Below are 17,910 nucleotides of genomic sequence, written 5' to 3' on the forward strand. Positions count from 1 at the left end.
ACAGGACGGGAGAACAGACTATGAGCGACAAACAAATCCGCTTGTCCGTGAAGGGTGTGAACAAACGCTTCGGCGGCCTGCAGGCACTCTCGGAAGTGGGCCTCGAAATCGAATCAGGCACGATCTACGGCCTGATCGGCCCGAACGGCGCAGGCAAGACCACGTTCTTCAACGTGATCACGGGCCTTTACACGCCGGACTCGGGCGAGTTCCGGCTCGACGGCGACACCTATACGCCGACCGCCGTGTACCAGGTGGCGAAGGCCGGCATCGCGCGCACGTTCCAGAACATTCGCCTCTTTGGCGGCATGACCGCGCTGGAAAACGTGATGGTGGGCCGCCACGTGCGCACGAAGCACGGCTTGCTGGGAGCAGTGTTCCAGACGCCGGCCGAGCGCAAGGAAGAGCGCGAGATCAAGGAGCGCGCGATCGAACTGCTCGAATACGTGGGCATTGCGCAGTACGCCGACTACACCTCGCGCAATCTTTCGTACGGTCACCAGCGCCGCCTGGAAATTGCGCGCGCACTCGCGACCGATCCGAAGCTGCTCGCGCTCGACGAGCCGGCGGCCGGCATGAACGCGACCGAAAAGGTGGAACTCACGCGCCTGCTCGACAAGATCCGCGCCGATGGCAAGACCATCCTGCTGATCGAGCACGACGTGAAACTGGTGATGGGCCTGTGCAACCGCATGACAGTGCTCGACTATGGGAAGGTGATTGCCGAGGGTCTGCCGCATGACGTGCAGAAGAATCCGAAGGTGATCGAGGCATATCTGGGCGCAGGAGTTCACTGATGGCTACACCGGTTCTGAAAATCAAGGGCCTGCAGGTCAATTACGGCGGCATTCAGGCTGTGAAGGGCGTGGACATGGAGGTCGCGCAGGGCGAACTCGTCACGCTGATCGGCGCGAACGGTGCGGGCAAGACCACCACCATGAAGGCGATCACGGGTCTGAAGCCTTACTCGGCGGGCGACATCGAGTACATGGGCCAGTCGATCAAGGGCGTGCCCGCGCACGAGCTTCTGAAGCGCGGCCTCGCGATGGTGCCGGAAGGCCGTGGCATCTTCGCGCGCATGTCGATCATCGAGAACATGCAGATGGGCGCGTACCTGCGCAACGACAAGGATGGCATCCAGAAGGACGTCGATCGCATGTTCGGCTTCTTCCCGCGCCTGAAAGAGCGTGCGTCGCAGCTTGCGGGCACGCTCTCGGGCGGCGAGCAGCAGATGCTGGCAATGGCGCGCGCGATCATCAGCAAGCCGAAGCTTCTGTTGCTGGACGAGCCGTCGATGGGTCTCTCGCCGATCATGGTGGAGAAGATCTTCGAGGTGGTGCGCACGATCTCGGGCGAGGGCATCACGGTGCTGCTGGTCGAGCAGAACGCGCGACTTGCGCTGCAGGCGGCGAACCGGGGCTACGTGATGGACTCGGGTCTCGTGACGATGGAAGGCGACGCGAAGCAGATGCTCGACGATCCGAAGGTGCGCGCGGCGTACCTCGGTGAATAAGTGGGTAAATAAGTTTCCGCGGTCTGCGTGACTGCGGAAAAACAAAAGCCGCATGGACGTGAAGTCCATGCGGCTTTTTTTATGGCGCCTCGTCGTACGCTTTTACGTGCTTACAGCGAATCGAGGATCGTGCGCAGCATCGCCATCATCTGGTCGATTTCTTCGTTCGTCACGTTGAGCGCGGGCATGAAGCGCAGCAGGTTCGGGCGCGCCGCGTTGAGCAGCAGGCCGTCCGGCTGCATGACGCGCGCCTTTTCGACGATCTCGGGACCGATATCCTTGCCGAGCAGCAGCGCGCGCAGCAGACCTTCGCCGCGCTCGCCCTGGAAGCCGCGCTCCGCCGACAGTTCCAGCAGCTTCTCGCGCAGATACTGGCCGCGCGCGCGCACGCCTTCGAGAAAGCCCGGCGCAACCAGTTGCGAGATCACCGAATAGCCCGCAGCCGTCATCAACGGGTTGCCGTTGTACGTGCCGCCCTGGTCACCCGCCTCGAACACGGTGACTTCCTTCTTCGCGAGCAGCGCCGCGAGCGGCACGCCACCGCCGATGCCCTTGCCTAGCGTCATGATGTCCGGCTCGATGCCCGAGAGCTCGTAGGCGAAGAGGGTGCCCGCGCGGCCGCAGCCGCTCTGAACTTCATCGACGATCAGCAAGATGCCGTGCTTCTTCGTGAGCGCGCGCAGTTCCTGCATGAACTCGCGCGTGGCGGGAATCACGCCGCCTTCGCCCTGGATCGGCTCGAGCATCACCGCGACGGTCTTGCCCGTGATGAGCTTCTCGACCGAGGCGATGTCGTTCAAGTCGGCCTTCGGGAAGCCCGGCACCTGCGGCGCGTAGATCGTGTCCCAGCCGGGCTTGCCGCTTGCCGACATGGTGGCGAGCGTGCGGCCGTGGAAGCTGTGGTCGAACGTGATGATCTCGTAGGCGCCGTCGCGGAACTTCTTGCCCCACTTGCGCGCGAGCTTGATGGCGCCTTCGTTGGCTTCAGCGCCGCTGTTGGCGAAGAACACCTTGTCGAAGCAGCTGTGCTCCGTGAGAAGACCCGCGAGTTTCGCCATCGGCTCGTTATAGAACGCCGGCGACGGGTTGATGAGCAGGCGGGCCTGCTTTTCCATCGCCTCGATCATGCCTTCGTTGCAGTGTCCGAGGCTGTTGACGGCCCAGCCCTGGATGAAGTCCAGATATCGCTTGCCTTCGTTGTCGTACAACCACGACCCCTTGCCATGCGTGAAAACGATTTCGGGCCGGTTGGTGATGTACATCAGCGACTCGATCGGGTACTCGGAAAAATTCATGGCAACGGGCTCCGCACTGGGACTGCAATAAGGGTTGGAAAGAAGCCGTCAAAATCGGCAGACAAACAAAAAGCCACGGACTTGGCCGTGGCTTTCGTGATTCGAACTTACCTGCGCGTTGGGGATTCCGTTGGGGATTCAACCCGTGCACAACGCGCGTTCTCGAACTAAGCCAGGCCCTGGGGAAGGGGCGAGCGGCGACGTCGGAGAGCGGACAGGATGCAGTTCATGGGCGCAAGAATACGACAAGGGCGGCGGCGCTGTAAACCGTCAATGTGCCGATTTGCTTCGATCGGCCGAAGAATTTTTCATGCCGGTTGGCCGGCACCGTTCGCCGGGGCGCACGAAGGCGGCCGCGACACATGACACAGGGCAGGCGACGCTGCCTGCCCGCCCGCCGTTCAAACGGGATTCGCGAGGTCCGCGGCGCTCGTGAACGAGTCCGCGTAGAACTCGTCCTCGGGCAGGCCGTGATGCTGTGAGAAGTCGCGCTGCGCGGACTCCACCATCACCGGCGCGCCGCACGCGTAGACCTGATAGCCCGAGAGATCGGGCAGGTCCTCGATCACGGCGCGGTGCACGAAGCCCGTGCGGCCCGTCCAGTTGTCGTCGGCGGCGGGCTCGGAGAGCACCGGCACGAAGCGGAAATTCGGGATGTCCTTCGCCCACTGTTCGGCGAGATCCATCAGGTACAGGTCCTTCTTCTGGCGCGCGCCCCAGTAGAGCGTCATCGGGCGGTTCAGATTCTTGTGGACCGCGTGCTCGACGATCGCCTTGAGCGGAGCGAAGCCGGTGCCCGAGGCGAGCAGCACGATGGGCTTGTCCGAATCCTCGCGCAGGAAGAAGGTGCCGAGCGGCGCCTCGAAGCGCAGGATGTCGCGCTCCTTCATCTGCGAGAAGACGTGGTCGGTGAACTTGCCGCCCGGCATATGGCGGATGTGCAGTTCGAGCGGACCTTCCTCGTGCGGCGCGGTGGCCATCGAGTAGCTGCGGCGCGTGCCGTCCTTGAGGATGAATTCGAGGTACTGGCCCGCGAGGTATTGCAGACGCTCGTTGGCGGGCAGTTGCAGCTTCAGGACGACAACGTCATCGGCGCGGCGCTCGATCGCGGCGATGCGCGTGGGCAGCTTGCGCACCTGGACGTCACCGACGCCCGCTACTTCGCGGACGTCGATTTCGAGGTCGGTTTGTGCTGTCGCGCAGCAAAAGAGGGCCATGCCGCGCGTCTTCTCGTCGTTCGAGAGCGCCGAAGCGGCGTGCGCGCGCTGCCCGACTTCGCCGCTGCAGACCGTGCCCTTGCACGAGCCGCACGCACCGTTCTTGCAGCCATACGGCAGGCCGATACCCTGGCGCAGCGCCGCGTTGAGAATGGGTTCGTCGGGTTCGACCTGGAACTGCCGGCCGCTTTGCTTGAGCGTTACGTTGAAGACCATATTCGAGAAAGTCGAGAAAGCGTGATCGAAAAAACGTGAGTCTGAAATCCGGGGATGAGCCTGTTTCGGCCGGTTCAGGCCGTCGCCGGACGGTGCCGGCGGCTAAAATGGGTCCACCATGATTGCCACACGAACCCTGCGCCGTACGCGCATCCTCATTGTCGGTTGCGGCGACGTCGGCTTGCGCTGTGTTGCCCAGTTGCAGGCGCGGCACGGCCGACCGCGCATCTTCGCGCTCACGCGCCGCCCGGAGCAGGCTGGCACGTTGCGCGCTGCGGGCGCGGTGCCGGTCGCCGGCGACCTCGACATGCGTGCGCACCTTGCGCGCCTCGCCGGGCTCGCGAGCGTCGTGCTGCACCTCGCGCCGCCCGCCAAAGACGGCGACGACGACCTGCGCACACGCAGGCTGATTGCGACGCTCAAGGCGCGTCGGCGTTCTGTGGCGCGGTCTGCCCGAAGCGGGGCGTCGAGCCGTCTGGCCCGGAGCGCGCTCGCACATGCGCCAGGGCTTGCGTTACCGTCCACGTCGCGTCCGAAAGCATTCTCTATTGTACCCGAGCGTATTCGCTCCACCGCCCGCGCCCACCCGGCGCGTCCGACGCTCGTCTACGCGAGCACCACGGGCGTCTATGGCGACTGCGGCGGCGCACGCATCGACGAAACCCGCCCGGTGAGGCCCGCCAACGCGCGCGCGAAACGGCGCGTGGCGGCCGAACAGCAACTACGGCGCGCGACGGCACGCGGCGCGCTCAGGGCGACCATCGCCCGAATTCCCGGCATCTACGCCGCGAACCGCTTGCCGCTCGCGCGGCTGAAAAAGGGCACGCCGGCACTGATCGAGCCGGACGACGTCTACACGAGCCATATCCACGCCGACGATCTCGCGGCCATCCTGCTGCGGCTGGCCACGCACGGGCGTCCGGCGCGCGTCATTCACGCGAGCGACGACAGCGAGCTGAAGATGGGGGACTATTTCGATCGCGTGGCGGACGCGTTCGGTCTCGCGCGCGCACCGCGCGTCGAACGCAAGCAGGCCGAGCGGGAACTCGACCCGACACTGCTTTCTTTCATGCGGGAATCGCGCCGGCTCGCGAACACGCGGCTCAAGCGCGAACTGCGCGCGCGCCTGCGCTATCCCGATGTGGATGCCTTTTTGCGCACGCTGCCGCCGCACCCATAAGCCTTGGGCCGGCGGCGCGGCGCAAGCATGCCGTTCACGTGATTGCCGGCAGCGCTTCGAGCAGGAGGAAGCAGAACAGGGCCCCGATGAGCGCCCCGATCAGATTGGGATGGTATTGATGCCGGAAATGCATCGACGCCAGCAAGCCGCCGATCAGAATTGCCCCCAGCGCCATGAATGCCATCAACACGAAAGAGATTTCGAATGACCCGTTGATGATCATGATGCCCCTCCTTGCAACTTGTAATCGTTCTTGAAACGAGTATAGAGCGGAACCTCCGGAAGGGCATGTTGCGGCGCGGCGCAAACAGGGTCAATTTGGCGCGTCTGGTGGGCGAGCGCACACTGGGTCAGCCCTGTGCGGTGCGCGCCGTGGTTTACCCCGTGTTGCGCAGCGCGCCGAGCGCGGCTGCATCGAGCCATTTCCATGCGCCCGGGGCGAGATCCGCAGGCAGCGCGAAGCCGCCGATGCGCTCGCGATGCAGCGCCTCCACACGATTGCCCGCCGCGGCAACCATGCGTTTGACCTGGTGGTACTTGCCTTCGAGCACGCTCAGCTCGAGCTCGTGCTCGCCGCGCGCGTGCGCGGCCACGGCGGCGCTGGGCTCGCGTTCGCCGTGCAGCAGGACGCCTTCGCGCAGCGAGCGCAACTGCGTCTCGTCGAGCGCATGGCGCGTGGTGGCCACGTAGATCTTGGGCACCTTGCGTTTGGGCGAAGTGAAAGCGTGCACGAACTGGCCGTCGTCGGAGAGGAGCAGCAGGCCGGTCGTGTCCTGATCGAGGCGCCCCACGCATTGCACGTTGCGCGCGACGAACTGCGGCGGCAGCAGATGAAACACGCTCAGATGATGCTGCGGGTCGCGCGAGCACTCGTAGCCCACGGGCTTGTTCAGCGCGAGGTAGGCGCGCGCGTGAAACGGCCAGGGCGCGCCGTCGACGCTGAACACCAGGCCTTCGGTATCGAAGTCGGCGAGCGGATCGGTGCAGGGTGCGTCCGCGACGGCCACGCGCGCGTCGAGGATCAGGCCACGACACTGGCGGCGCGTGCCGAAACCTTGGGTAAAGAGAATGCTTTCGAGATTCATGGCGGGACGCCGACGGCTATAAACCGCTGCATTTTAGCGAACGCCGGCGTGCCGCCCGTTCGTGAGCCCCCAGTGTGCTCGAAGCGGGCTCGAAACGACGACGCGGGCGCGTCTTTCCGGTGGGCCGCCGAGCTGGCGAATAATGACTCGTGCCCCATATGGGTCCGGGTTGAGATGCTTCACGGCGCACCACGCGAGGATGGCGTAACGTAACGCGATGACCCGGCCGATGCGTGCGTCGCGCGCAGTGCCTGGCAGCTCACGAGGAGAACGGCATGGCGAAGACGATCGCGGACTTTCTGGCCAAAACGCTCGAAGCGGTGGGCGTCGAACGCATCTGGGGCGTGACCGGCGACAGTCTGAACGGACTTTCCGCAAGCCTGCGCAAGCTCGGCACGATCCGCTGGATGCATACGCGGCACGAGGAAGTCGCCGCGTTCGCGGCGGGCGCGGAAGCCGCTGCAACTGGCCGGCTGGCGGTATGCGCGGGCAGTTGCGGCCCCGGCAACCTGCATCTCATCAACGGCCTGTACGACTGCCATCGCAATCACACACCAGTGCTGGCGATTGCCGCGCACATTCCGTCGACGGAGATCGGCCTTGGCTACTTTCAGGAAACCCACCCGACCGATATCTTTCGCGAATGCGCCCATTACGTGGAACTCGTGACCAACGCGGCGCAGTTTCCGCGCGTTCTCGCCACGGCGCTGCGCACCGCCATCGACAAGAAGGGCGTGGCCGTGATCGTTCTGCCCGGCGACGTGGCGCTGCTCGACGGCCCCGAGGAAGAGGCGGCCTGGGCGCAGCACACGCGGCCCGCGACGCTGCCGGCTTCCACGGACATCGACCGGCTGGCGGACCTGCTCAACCGCTCGGAGGCCGTCACGCTATTGTGCGGCAGCGGCTGCAAGGGCGCACACGACGAAGTGGTGGCGTTCGCCGCCGCCCTCGGCGCGCCGACCGTGCACGCGCTGCGGGGCAAGCAATACGTCGAATGGGATAACCCATACGACGTGGGCATGACGGGGCTAATTGGCTTCAGCTCCGGTTACCACGCGATGATGTCGTGCGACACGCTCGTGATGCTCGGCACCGATTTTCCGTATCGCAACTTCTATCCCGAACACGCGAATATCGTGCAGATCGACCTCAACGCGGCGGCGCTTGGCAAGCGCGCGCCGCTCACGCTCGGGTTGATCGGCGACGTGCGCGAGACCTTGCGCGCGCTCACGCCGCGGCTCACGCGCAAGACCGATCGCCGTTTCCTCGAACGCGCGCGCGAGCACTATGCGAATGCTCGCAAGGGACTCGACGACCTTGCTCGCCCGGCGCCCGCAGGCAAGCCACTGCATCCGCAATACGTGACCTCGCGCATCGACGCGCTTGCCGCCGACGACGCAATCTTCGCAGTCGACGTCGGCACGCCCACGCTCTGGGCCGCGCGCTACTTGACGATGAACGGGCGCCGCCGCCTGCACGGCTCGTTCAACCACGGCTCGATGGCGAACGCGATGCCACAGGCGCTCGGCGCTCAGGCTGCGCATGTCGGGCGCCAGGTGATTTCGCTCTCCGGCGATGGCGGCCTTTCAATGTTGCTCGGCGACATTCTCACGGCGCGCCAGCTCGACTTGCCGATCAAGATCGTCGTCCTGAACAACGGCTCGCTGGGGTTCGTCGCGATGGAGATGAAGGCGGGTGGCTACGTGGAGACAGGCACCGATCTCGTGGCGACCAATTTCGCCGATATCGCAAAAGGCGCGGGGCTCTTCAGCGTGCGCGTGGAGACGTCGGAAGCGCTCGACGACGCGTTGCGCGAGGCGTTCGCGCATGACGGCCCGGCGCTCGTGGACGTGGTGACGACCCGGCACGAGCTGGCGATGCCGCCCAAGCTCCAGTGGGCGCAGGCGAAAGGGTTCAGCCTTTACATGCTGCGTGCGGTGCTGAGCGGGCGAGGCGATGAAGTGGTGGAGCTCGCGCAGACCAACTTGCGCTGACTGATGGATGCCGCAGGGATGCCGCGGCATTCCCGCGCGCCGGAAACAAAAAACCCGCGAAGCCTGGTGCTGTCGCGGGTTTTTGCAAATCGGCGGAGATCGCCGGAATATTCTTTGGTGCTCGGGCCGGAATGGAATAACTGTGACAAAGCATTGAAGAACAAGGGAGTCGTGATTTCGTACATTCAGAAAACCCCCAAAACAACCCCATATGATGCCCGCTGGCCTGTTATCTCCATTCAGAACAAAGCCGACATCGTCCCACCACGACAGCCGGTTGTTGCTCGTCGGGATATATGTGAGGAACGAACAAGCCCTGTCTGAGTCGCCATGGATGGTTGCGGTGGTACTCGCGCGCCGCGCGGCGCAGGCTTTCCAGGTGGTGATTTTTCATTCGTCGAAGCGAGTTAAAAAAACGCCCGGGAAGGTCCCGGCTCATTCGGTGCGCGACGTCATCGTGCACCCGTTGCTAGCCCTACCGATATACCGCGCCGTATCGCAGGAACAAGTGCAACTGCGCGGGCCGCGTGGCACCGCAGATGCGCCGGAAGCGAACAGGGGCACGCCTACGAAGCAGTCTGCCTGGGCGGGGCTGAAAATCCGGCGGAATGCTCGTCACGCCGTCGAACACGGACGGCTGAAGGCGAGCCACAGTTTCCACCCGTATGCGCCGTACCTTGAGTGTTTTCGGCGCGATGGCGAAATATCTGGCGATTGCGCCGCTATCGCCGTCGAACTGATCGAACACGTGGTAGTACGCGACTGCCTCCGAGAAGCGGGTATGAATCACACGCTCCACTTCGGCTGCGTCTTCCGCCAGTTCCATCGCAACCTCGGGTTCGTAGAATTGCGGACCCTCGAGGCGGGCAGACACTGCATTTTTGCTGAATTTGCCGTCATCGTCTTGTTCTTCCTGATCGAGCCGCACTGCAAAGCGCATTGCACGGTTCACAAAGCGACCGAACAGCTTGTGCAGCCGCGCGACAACCGTCTCCTGCAAATCTGCATCCTCGGGCTCGACCGTGCCGCCGCGTTCCGTCTTGATCTCTTTCGCGATGATCCACGCTTCGCTTTTGAGGTCGTCGACCGAGTGTTCGCCTTGCGTCAGCCCTGCGATCTGCCGCAAATGCTTCAGCATCGGTGGGATGAGCCGCTCAAAGAAGAACGCTTCGTCTCGCTGAGCCATTTGGTATCCAGGAGAAAGTGCTCAGGTCAGATCGACCAGTTCGGCAATGCGCGGCGTCGCCTTCTTCTCAAGCGTTGCGCCTGGCAAGGCTCGACGGGTTTACGGGCCGCGTCTGGTGGTCTGGGCTGCGCCGATTCTAGCGTTTACTGGCGTGGTGCCGCCTCGCCTCGGGGAACTTCACTTGATCCGTGAGAGCTATTCGCACGTCTCGTAGTCGAGTGCATGACAGCCTGAGCAGGCGGTATCTTGTCCAACTGAGCTTTGAAACGCGAGTGCCAGCGAACCGCGAAAAACAAACAAACCGCGAAAAACACGGTGCAGGCGATCGAAATGTGCGCGACCAGCAGTGCAAACCCAATTATCAGTCCGCTAACACCGACAATGATGGCGCGCCCGGAGAAGTCCTCGGCGAGAACGATGTGACCGATATGTAGTTCGCTTCCCTTATGAAGGACAAGGATGCGTTCGAGCACAACGAGCCCGAAGGCGATCGTTGACAAAACTAGCGAGCAACACGTGACCGTTGTTAGGAGGCCATGTGGTTGGGCCGCGATGAGGGCCAGGAGCGAAGCGGCAGAGAATCCGAGCAGTCCGCTATGGAGCCCTAACAGCAATCCCTCCCGTTGCTGTGCCTCGTTCTGGAGTTCAGCCAATTGCTCAACCTTGGATCGATCGCCCATGTTTTGCGTCCTTAGATTGCTGACCTCTCCGTATAAGCGATCCGACGTGAAATACGCAAGCGCTCGATCTGCTAGGGTTTGCGTATGCGCGTAACGAGAGTGGGAAGTGGTTGCCAGCCAAGCAGGCGGCGTGTAGTTTCCATCAGCGCCAGATTACGGGCCTCCGCGATTCGATCCAACTCGTCCCAGCCGCTGGCGCGTGGCGCGCGTCATTCGCTTGCCGGACCTCGATCTTGCCCTGCCTGCGCCAACGGCGATCAATCAGGCCATCGGATTGGCTCGGGTAGGCGAGCCCGAGGCATCGGCGGCACGCAACCCACCGCGAAACAAGAGAATCGCCACGCGCTGCCGACAGGCTGGACATTCGAACCAGACGCGCGATCCGCCGTAGTTGCAGGGCGTTGTGCGCAGATCGACGCGCTGTTTGACGGGCTCGCCGCCGATAGCGTAGGAGAAGATCAGCCCGCGATTGTGCGTGCGGATACCAATCGTCGACATGGGCTTGCCGGCTTCGTCCGTCCACTGCCAGCAGTAGGCAAGCCCCGGCCGCAGCATGTGTTCACGATGCAGTCTGCGCACGTCGATCGAGTGCAAGCCGCTCGTTTTCGCTCTTGTACCTGGCCGGCCTGCGCCGTATCTCATTCCGCCGCGCATTGGACCTCCATAGAATACGAAATCGTCAGCTTGAGAGCGTTTGCTGACCCGCATCGTCGTTGTGCACATTCGAGTGTCCGGCCCCGTCTGGTGAGGCGTTCGAACTGTGGATGGCGCGGCTTCCGCCCGTTTTGAAAACACCCGGAAATCAAACATGAACATTGATCGCGCCGAACAAAGTTTCTTCCGCCCGTCCGCCCTTATTTATAGTCGGAAAAAACTCTGGTCCACGTTCGGCGCTATGTTCGGTTTGCGGACCGATGCGCGCCGCTCGTGGACGCGTTTCTTTCCCCAGTCGCGCCTTTTTATAGAGGAAAAAAACTCCCCGCGCGTTGCCGTTTATTGCCGTCGCAGCGCCTTTTTATAGACGGTAACCCCGGATTCCGTGGCAACCTCGCGATTGGAAACCAGTCGCCGCGCCTTGTGTGGTGAGGGTTTCGCGGTGATGAGTGTGCATCGCGAGCCAGTCGTGAGCCGCCTCGCATCGATGGTTTTTTCCGTGATCGAAACGCGTACCACTGCCGTTGAAACGCCGGTTTTTTTCCTCGAAGGTGCGTTTGAGTGGCATCGGGACGCAAAATTACGCGAAGCTTCACCGGCTGCATTCGTTCCGCATCAAATCACAGAAGTCTTATCTACCGCAAAGTCTGCTGCCTTGCTGCGTGCTAGGTATACCTCCTTCACATCGACGCGGAGGAGATATGTCGTTACCCGAATGGGGACGCTCATACAATGCGCTGTCCGTGCCGCTGACGAGCGACTGGCAATGCTCGCTTGTGCCGGCCCGTGACGTGGACGAACCGACTACGTGGTGGAGCTTGCCCTACGACGAACGCCAGAAAAAGCGCAAGGAGCGCGAAGAACAGATCGAACACGACCGGGTGGATTTCGACCGGCTGTTCCGGGTATCCACCAGCCGCCGCGCCGCACGCGCCTGTAGTGATTTCAGCGCCTATACCGCGTTTATCAGGGATCACCTGGGCATCGTGGGCATATCCGCGCCGGTCGATGGCGAAGGCGTGACGCGCATCCTTCGTGACACTGTACGGGATGGCCGGCTTGTTCCGGCAATCGACCGCGCATGGCGGGGTAGCCGGCGGGTAGACCGATCCTACGCGCCACAAAGCTGGCCGAAGCGAACGCCAGACCCGAAGCCGACCGTCTACGGCGTGCGTGACGGCCAGTTCGTCCCGCTCGATGACAACGGATACTTTATCGATCGCACGCCATATGTGCCGGTTGCCGCCAGGGTTGCTGCGACCGCGAGCAGCGCCGCCAGCTCGGGCGGCGGGACCGATTGGCTTGGCGTGGTCGAAGAAGCGGCGGGCGCTTTGCTCGGCGGCGACTCAGGATCGGATGACAATAGCGACGGTGCGCCGGGCATGGCCAATAGCTTGACGAGTGGCGACGATTCAACGCCACTCGGCGATGCGCAGCCGTTTGAGTACAGTGCAGATATACGGGGCGGTGACGGCGAGCAAATTGCAGGTATGCCGTTCAATGGTGAGCCAGGGACGTGGATATCGAGTATGCCCGGCACGATGCCGCAAATGCGCCAATACGGCGCGAACGGTACCCCGCTCACAGACTTCGATCTCGAGGCGCATCACGGCAACCCTAACCCGCACGCGCACAACTGGGATGGCTACAACCGCGACGAGGGCGCGCCGGTCTCCCTGCTTCCTTGGTAATCGATATGTCAGAAGAACGATTGAAAGCGTGGGGCTACTTCCACGATTGGTGTCTGGACAGTGTGACCGTTGGTCCGAATGCCGAGCCGCGAGAACTAACGCTTGGCTTGTATGTTGGAAATAGACGCGCCGCTATCACATTCAGCGGCGTGACCTGTGTTTCGGTCGAGCACTTTGGCTTACTGAACATTGTCTACGGCATTCACATCGTCCCGCCAGCGGATTCGAAGTATGCGCGCGCCAGTGCCGTGCTCGAGCGTGGCGAGCGGCTCAGCCATAGGAAGGCCGCACTACTGGCGTTCGTCTATTCGACGCTCGGCGCTGAGATTGCCATTGAGTGCGATTCCGTGGTGGCGCAGGAAGTGGAGTGAGCACGAATCGAAAGCGGGCTCGCCTGGACGGCCAACTCGGCTGCTTCGTCCAACAGTACGCCCGAAAAGCTCGCCCCGGTGAGCTCGATCCCGATGACCGGAAGTCCGACCACAAGATTGCGAAGGCGATGAGGCGGCTATTACCCGACGAGCTTTCCGAGATGTTGTCCGGCGATGACGCGAACACCAATGCAGAATCGCCCGATTGAAACGCCAAAGCCGACCCTCGCGAGTCGGCTTTTTCGTGTCCATCGATCGACGTTTTCTACTTTCGCGGTTCGACGAATTGCGTGTAATACCGCACGTGCAGAAGACACCTAGCCCCGCGAGCAACGGCGACGTCACGTTGATCGTATTTCTTTCTTTTGCCGTTATGCCAGTACTGCGGTACTACGCCGCCAGCGCTCGAAGGCCGCCGCCTCGATCGCCGCGCGCTCGGCGCCCACGCGGCCACACTCCGCATGGTGAGCATTCAGCCGCTGCCGCTCGTCGCCATTCATGATCGGCCTTCCAGCCACGCGGCCAGTGCGCGCTTCTCCGCGGGTGGCGCATTGAGGAGGGGGTGCGCTCGTCGAGTCGGAAAACGTGATGATGTTGACGAACAGCGTGTCGCCGTCGCTGGCTGCGCGAACCTTCGCCGTGACAAATGCACGCCTGCTCTGGCCGGTGCGTCGCTGCGCAGTGCCGTACAGCTTGCAGTTGATAAGGCCATCGATCATCGGTTGCCTCCCTGCTTCGTGTGTTGTCGGCGGCCGCTGGCGGCCCGCTGTGATACCGGGGCTCGGCAGGGCTCCGGGTAGCTGCGCTCCGTCAGATTCACGCCCTGCGTCGGCGGCTCAACGTACGGGCGCCGCTCGTCCATCCATGCCAGTGCGACGGTCTCGAACGAGTTGGCCGCCGCCAGCTTCGCCGCACGCTTGTCGTGCTTTCTTGGCTTCGCCCGGATCAGTGCCTGCCGCCAGTTTTTCCCGCGCGGCGTCGCGCCGCTTACGCGCCTCGACCAGCGAAACCTCGGGATAGGTGCCGAGCGCGAGGCTCTTTTCCTTGCCTCCGATCCGATATTTCAGCACCCAGCGTTTGCCGCCAGCGGGCGTGACGAGAAGGAACAGGCCGCCAGCGTCGAACAGCTTCTGCTGCTTTTCTGCCGGCTTGGCATTGCGAACCGCAAGATCGGTGAGAGCCACGTGGGTGCCCCGTGCGACGGCCGCAGGGGGCTTTTCGGGGGTCTTTTTCACCACCGAGTTTCGCGAATGCGGTACAACCCCCGGAAAAACCCCGCGTGGGGGTTGTTGGTACTGGTGAAAGCTGGGAGTAGTGTGCAACAAAAAACCCCGCGAGACTATATCTGGCGGGGCTCTCTGGTCAAACGTTGTGAACGTTTGGAAGGTATCTGGTGCCTCGGGCCGGAATCGAACCGGCACTCCTTTCGGAACCGGATTTTGAGTCGCAGATGCGGAGAAAATGGAAACAGGCAGGATGATTAAAAATCAAATAAATCAAGAATTTGCTGTTTTCCTCATTTGCCGGTGATTCTCGGTTTCTGCTGCCGAGTGTCCCAAGAGTGTCCCACGCGCTCCGGCGCACGGTGCAGTGCGGCTGCGGGGCCTTTGCCGCGTCCGAGTTGCACGGGCAATTGCAAGCAGCGATGCGTGCCTGGCGGCAAAGGGGGAGAGGTCTATGCAGTTTGCAGTACGCATGTTTTCCTACGGCCGAATGCGTGTGTCATCTCCGGTGGTGTCAAAGGCGCCCAAAGCTCCCCATGCACTTCGCATCAAGCGCGTGGTGGTCAACGTAGCGCAAGGTCAGCGGCTGGCCAGCGTGCTAGGTATACCCGCTTCAGACCGATGCGGAGGAGACATGTCGTTCCCAGAATGGGGGCAATCGTACAACGCACTGCATGTGCCGCTAACGAGCGACTGGCAATGCTCGCTTGTGCCTGCCCGTGACGTGGATGAGCCCACCTCTTGGTGGAGCTTGTCCTACGATGAACGCCAGAAGGCGCGCAAGGAGCGTGAGGAACAGATCGAGCAGGACCGGCTGGACTTTGACCGGTACTTCCGGGTAGGCACCAGTCGCCGCGCTGCGCGTGGCTGTAGTGACTTCAGCGCCTATGTCGCGTTTATCAGCGAACACCTTCGCATCTCGGGCCTGTCTGCGCCGGTCGATGGTGAGGGCGTGACGCGCGTCCTGCGCGATGCGGTACGCGATGGTGCGCTCATACCCGCTATTAACCGGGCGTGGCGGGGCAGCCGCCGGGTTGGCCGGTCCTATGCGCCGCAAAGCTGGCCGAAGCGGGCACCCGATCCAAAGCCGACCATCTACGGGGTACGCAATGGCGAGTTCGTCCCGCTCGATGCGAATGGGTACTTTATCGACAGGACGCCCTACGTGCCGGCTGCTGCGAGGGTTGCCGCGACCGCCAGCAATGTCGCCAGTTCTGGCAGCGGGTTTGACTGGCTCGGTGCGGTCGAGACTGCGGCGGGGGCCGTGCTCGGTGGCGATGCTCTCTCGGGTGATGATGGCACGCTCGACAATGATTTCGCGAGCGGCGCGAGCGACGATTCAACGCCGTTCGGTGATGCGCAGCCGTTCGAGTACAGCGACGATTTGCCGGACGGTGATGCATTCGACGTTGCTAAAACTCCCAATCTGGGTGACCCCGGAACTTGGTACACCAATCCGGGAAGCGGACAAATGAGGTTATACGGCGACGGTGGAAAGCCCGTTGTGGATCTGGATTTCGACCACATCCACAATGGCCTGCAACCGCACGCCCACAACTGGAGCAATGGCGTCCGGGATGGCGGTGACGATGTTGTTCCCTTCAGCCCCTGGAACCCCTAACGGAACTTACTAGATGGATGCGATCAAGAATTACGGTTCTTTTCACGATTGGTATTTGCTGAGTATCTCGGCAGACATGAAAGCCGAGCTTGTGGAACTGTTATTGATGTTCGATGACAGAAAACAGCGCGCTCGTGTGGTTTTCAAAGGGGCATCGCGCTGCCTGGTAAATGATTTCTTGATTCAGAACATCATTTACGAAGCGAAGATACTCACCGACTTCGACTCTGGCGAATACGAGCGCGCGCTGGATTCGCTAGAGAAGTCATACTTTGGAAAAGTGAACCGCGAGCCGAAGCCGATAGCTGTTTTTTCGGCCACACTCGGTGCGGAACTATTGGTCGAATTCGATTCGCTCGAAGTAGAACCGATATCGCCTGCAATCGCTACAACCTGATGACTGCAAGTCGAAAGAAGATGCGCCTTGCCGGTGAACTCGGCTGCTTCGCGCAGAAGTACGCCCGAAAGGCACACGCCGGGCACGATCCCAATGACCGGGGATATGACCGTAGGGTCGAGAGCGCCATGCGACGACTGCGACCGGAGGAACTGTCCGCGCTGCTTTCGGGCGAATACGGCGATGGCGAGCCAGATCCAGATTCAGCCGACTGAAACAAAAAAGCCGACCCTCGCGGCCCTAGCCGAAAACTGTCCAACTTTGCGGGGTCAGTTCACGAGTCGGCTTTTTGTGCCCGTCTTTCCGGGCTGTCAGTTCGTTACGCTGCTGTGCGCGGGTATTACCGGCCCCCGCGCGGGCGAATTGTCAACGGTCGCCCGGTGGGCGTCGCGGGGCGGATCATATCGCGCGCTGGCCGGGTGCGTCGGGGTTTCCGGGGCTGGCGGTTATTTCCGTCCACCGCTCTTTTTATTGACGGCCCCCCTGCAAGAGACGCTGTTGAGCCGGATGCGTTTCAAACTAACAACGCACGAAATGTCTGCCCAGCAAGGCTTTCGGCTTGCAGGCGTGACGGCGCAACGTGCTGGCCAGTTGCCGGCGTGCAAGGGTTTCTTCCGTCAGTACCCACGTTTCCGTATGCAGGCCGTGCCCGGAAGGCCTGCCCTGTCGGCACTCCCTGCGTTTCTTTCCTTCATCGCCCTTTTTTTATAGAGGAAAAAAACTCCCCGCGCCCTGCCGTTTTTTCCGTCGCCGCGCCTTTTTATAGACGGTAAAAACCCCCCGGATTCCGTGCGTACTGTGCTGCGTACCACGGCGGTGTGAACCACTGTCTCAGCCTTGTCCGGTAAGGGTTTCGCCATGATGAGTACGCAGTTCGCGCCCGCCGTGAGCCGCCTTGCGCCGATGGTTTTTTCCGTGATCGAAACGCGTACCACTGCCGTGGATTTGCTGAGTTTTTTTCGTCGCAGGTGCGTTTCAGTCGGCCGCGAACGACGTTTCAGGGCGGTTATTCGGCCTTCGAACCTAACTTTCCTGAACCTCTCATAGGCTTTGCTTCCGCTTTGACGCGTGGCCATTGAGGGCTGCGCGCGCCTTGCCCTCGGTAGTGCGCGGGCCGGTGGAGAGCCCGCCGTGCAGTTTGCACCGCCCGTTCGCGTACAGGTCGAGCCGGCGGCACGGCGTTCCCGCACGCGTGCGCGCGTCGCACGTCAGGCCGCGCAGATCGTCAGGGAAGGGCGGGTAATCGGGCAGCGCGGGTGCCGGTATCGGGCCGTCGCAGCCACCACGCCGCCAGCGCTCGAAGGCTGCTGCCTCAATCGCCTCGCGCTCGGCGCGCACACGGTCACACTCCGCATTGTGAGCATTCAGCCGTCGCCGCTCGTCGCCGTTCATGATTGGCCCGCCAGCCATGCGGCCAGTGCGCGCTCCTCCTCGGGTAGCCCATTGAAGAGGGGGGCGGGCTCGAACGCCAGCGGCGAGCCACCAAAGGGCAGCGCGGCGATCAGCCCTGCCTTGATTGCCTTGCGCACGGCACCGTCCGAGCAGCCGTCACGGCGAGCGAATTCGCAAATCGAGATTCCGGCCATC

Annotated in this window: 21 protein-coding genes and 1 pseudogene; 11 read left to right on the top strand and 11 right to left on the bottom strand. The window is 62.6% G+C overall.

Features of this window, described 5'->3' with window-relative positions; translation table 11 throughout:
• Positions 1-20: 20 nt before the first annotated feature.
• Complete coding sequence (locus L5014_RS06465) at positions 21-797, top strand: ABC transporter ATP-binding protein (RefSeq protein WP_238462746.1); 777 nt, start codon at positions 21-23, stop codon at positions 795-797.
• Positions 797-1,513, top strand: coding sequence for an ABC transporter ATP-binding protein (locus L5014_RS06470; protein WP_238462747.1), 717 nt, complete (start codon positions 797-799; stop codon positions 1,511-1,513). The genes L5014_RS06465 and L5014_RS06470 overlap by 1 nt, the downstream gene beginning before the upstream one ends.
• Before the next feature lie 110 nt (positions 1,514-1,623).
• Here L5014_RS06470 and L5014_RS06475 read toward each other — a convergent pair whose 3' ends face one another.
• Both L5014_RS06475 and L5014_RS06480 read right to left on the bottom strand, forming a co-directional pair.
• A complete protein-coding gene (locus L5014_RS06475) occupies positions 1,624-2,808 on the bottom strand; it encodes an acetylornithine transaminase (protein ID WP_238462748.1) in 1,185 nt (394 codons plus the stop codon).
• A gap of 401 nt (positions 2,809-3,209) precedes the next feature.
• A complete protein-coding gene (locus L5014_RS06480; RefSeq protein WP_238462749.1) occupies positions 3,210-4,241 on the bottom strand; it encodes a CDP-6-deoxy-delta-3,4-glucoseen reductase in 1,032 nt (343 codons plus the stop codon).
• Between the two features lie 118 nt (positions 4,242-4,359).
• Here L5014_RS06480 and L5014_RS06485 point away from each other — a divergent pair, with 118 nt between their 5' ends.
• Positions 4,360-5,421, top strand: a complete 1,062-nt coding sequence (locus tag L5014_RS06485) for an NAD-dependent epimerase/dehydratase family protein (RefSeq protein ID WP_238462750.1) — start codon at positions 4,360-4,362, stop codon at positions 5,419-5,421.
• Between the two features lie 34 nt (positions 5,422-5,455).
• Here L5014_RS06485 and L5014_RS06490 read toward each other — a convergent pair whose 3' ends face one another.
• Together L5014_RS06490 and L5014_RS06495 are read right to left on the bottom strand one after the other, a co-directional pair.
• The gene (locus tag L5014_RS06490; RefSeq protein ID WP_238462751.1) at positions 5,456-5,644 is read right to left on the bottom strand and encodes a hypothetical protein; all 189 of its coding nucleotides are present in this window, start codon (positions 5,642-5,644) and stop codon (positions 5,456-5,458) included.
• Positions 5,645-5,798: 154 nt separating this feature from the next.
• Positions 5,799-6,506, bottom strand: coding sequence for a pseudouridine synthase (locus L5014_RS06495; protein ID WP_238462752.1), 708 nt, complete (start codon positions 6,504-6,506; stop codon positions 5,799-5,801).
• Positions 6,507-6,781: 275 nt separating this feature from the next.
• On the opposite strand from L5014_RS06495, the gene poxB reads away from it, so the two are divergent.
• Entirely contained in the window at positions 6,782-8,500 is a 1,719-nt protein-coding gene (gene poxB / locus L5014_RS06500; protein WP_238462753.1) for a ubiquinone-dependent pyruvate dehydrogenase, read from the top strand.
• A 475-nt stretch (positions 8,501-8,975) separates the two neighbouring features.
• Here the strand turns inward: poxB and L5014_RS06505 are convergent, their stop codons facing one another.
• The 3 genes from L5014_RS06505 to L5014_RS06515 all read right to left on the bottom strand — a co-directional run bounded on the left by L5014_RS06505 (position 8,976) and on the right by L5014_RS06515 (position 10,960).
• Positions 8,976-9,686, bottom strand: coding sequence for a hypothetical protein (locus L5014_RS06505; protein ID WP_238462754.1), 711 nt, complete (start codon positions 9,684-9,686; stop codon positions 8,976-8,978).
• A 143-nt stretch (positions 9,687-9,829) separates the two neighbouring features.
• Entirely contained in the window at positions 9,830-10,366 is a 537-nt protein-coding gene (locus L5014_RS06510; RefSeq protein WP_238462755.1) for a hypothetical protein, read from the bottom strand.
• Positions 10,367-10,627: 261 nt separating this feature from the next.
• On the bottom strand, positions 10,628-10,960 hold the full coding sequence (locus L5014_RS06515) for a hypothetical protein (protein ID WP_238462756.1): 333 nt from the start codon (positions 10,958-10,960) through the stop codon (positions 10,628-10,630).
• Positions 10,961-11,174: 214 nt separating this feature from the next.
• On the opposite strand from L5014_RS06515, the gene L5014_RS06520 reads away from it, so the two are divergent.
• The 4 genes from L5014_RS06520 to L5014_RS06535 all read left to right on the top strand — a co-directional run bounded on the left by L5014_RS06520 (position 11,175) and on the right by L5014_RS06535 (position 13,291).
• The gene (locus L5014_RS06520) at positions 11,175-11,387 is read left to right on the top strand and encodes a hypothetical protein (RefSeq protein WP_238462757.1); all 213 of its coding nucleotides are present in this window, start codon (positions 11,175-11,177) and stop codon (positions 11,385-11,387) included.
• Between the two features lie 334 nt (positions 11,388-11,721).
• Positions 11,722-12,711: a hypothetical protein gene (locus tag L5014_RS06525; protein ID WP_238462758.1), complete on the top strand. Its 990-nt coding sequence runs from the start codon at positions 11,722-11,724 to the stop codon at positions 12,709-12,711.
• A gap of 5 nt (positions 12,712-12,716) precedes the next feature.
• Positions 12,717-13,082, top strand: coding sequence for a hypothetical protein (locus tag L5014_RS06530; RefSeq protein ID WP_238462759.1), 366 nt, complete (start codon positions 12,717-12,719; stop codon positions 13,080-13,082).
• Positions 13,079-13,291, top strand: a complete 213-nt coding sequence (locus L5014_RS06535; RefSeq protein ID WP_238462760.1) for a hypothetical protein — start codon at positions 13,079-13,081, stop codon at positions 13,289-13,291. The genes L5014_RS06530 and L5014_RS06535 overlap by 4 nt, the downstream gene beginning before the upstream one ends.
• 162 nt (positions 13,292-13,453) lie before the next feature.
• Here L5014_RS06535 and L5014_RS06540 read toward each other — a convergent pair whose 3' ends face one another.
• On the bottom strand, positions 13,454-13,801 hold the full coding sequence (locus L5014_RS06540) for a hypothetical protein (protein WP_238462761.1): 348 nt from the start codon (positions 13,799-13,801) through the stop codon (positions 13,454-13,456).
• Positions 13,802-13,926: 125 nt separating this feature from the next.
• Positions 13,927-14,266: pseudogene (locus L5014_RS06545) on the bottom strand (Arm DNA-binding domain-containing protein); the annotation flags it as partial.
• Positions 14,267-14,939: 673 nt separating this feature from the next.
• Between L5014_RS06545 and L5014_RS06550 the strand changes: the two are divergent.
• From L5014_RS06550 to L5014_RS06560, 3 genes are all read left to right on the top strand, one after another.
• On the top strand, positions 14,940-15,926 hold the full coding sequence (locus L5014_RS06550; protein ID WP_238462762.1) for a hypothetical protein: 987 nt from the start codon (positions 14,940-14,942) through the stop codon (positions 15,924-15,926).
• A 13-nt stretch (positions 15,927-15,939) separates the two neighbouring features.
• The gene (locus tag L5014_RS06555; RefSeq protein WP_238462763.1) at positions 15,940-16,323 is read left to right on the top strand and encodes a hypothetical protein; all 384 of its coding nucleotides are present in this window, start codon (positions 15,940-15,942) and stop codon (positions 16,321-16,323) included.
• A 183-nt stretch (positions 16,324-16,506) separates the two neighbouring features.
• Entirely contained in the window at positions 16,507-17,034 is a 528-nt protein-coding gene (locus L5014_RS06560) for a hypothetical protein (RefSeq protein WP_238462764.1), read from the top strand.
• A 330-nt stretch (positions 17,035-17,364) separates the two neighbouring features.
• Here L5014_RS06560 and L5014_RS06565 read toward each other — a convergent pair whose 3' ends face one another.
• Both L5014_RS06565 and L5014_RS06570 read right to left on the bottom strand, forming a co-directional pair.
• Positions 17,365-17,715: an HGGxSTG domain-containing protein gene (locus L5014_RS06565; protein WP_238462765.1), complete on the bottom strand. Its 351-nt coding sequence runs from the start codon at positions 17,713-17,715 to the stop codon at positions 17,365-17,367.
• Positions 17,712-17,909, bottom strand: coding sequence for a hypothetical protein (locus L5014_RS06570; protein WP_238462766.1), 198 nt, complete (start codon positions 17,907-17,909; stop codon positions 17,712-17,714). Before L5014_RS06570 ends, L5014_RS06565 begins: the two co-directional genes overlap by 4 nt.
• Between the last annotated feature and the right edge of the window lies 1 nt (position 17,910).

The organism is Paraburkholderia tagetis (assembly GCF_022213065.1).
Classification (GTDB): domain Bacteria; phylum Pseudomonadota; class Gammaproteobacteria; order Burkholderiales; family Burkholderiaceae; genus Paraburkholderia; species Paraburkholderia tagetis.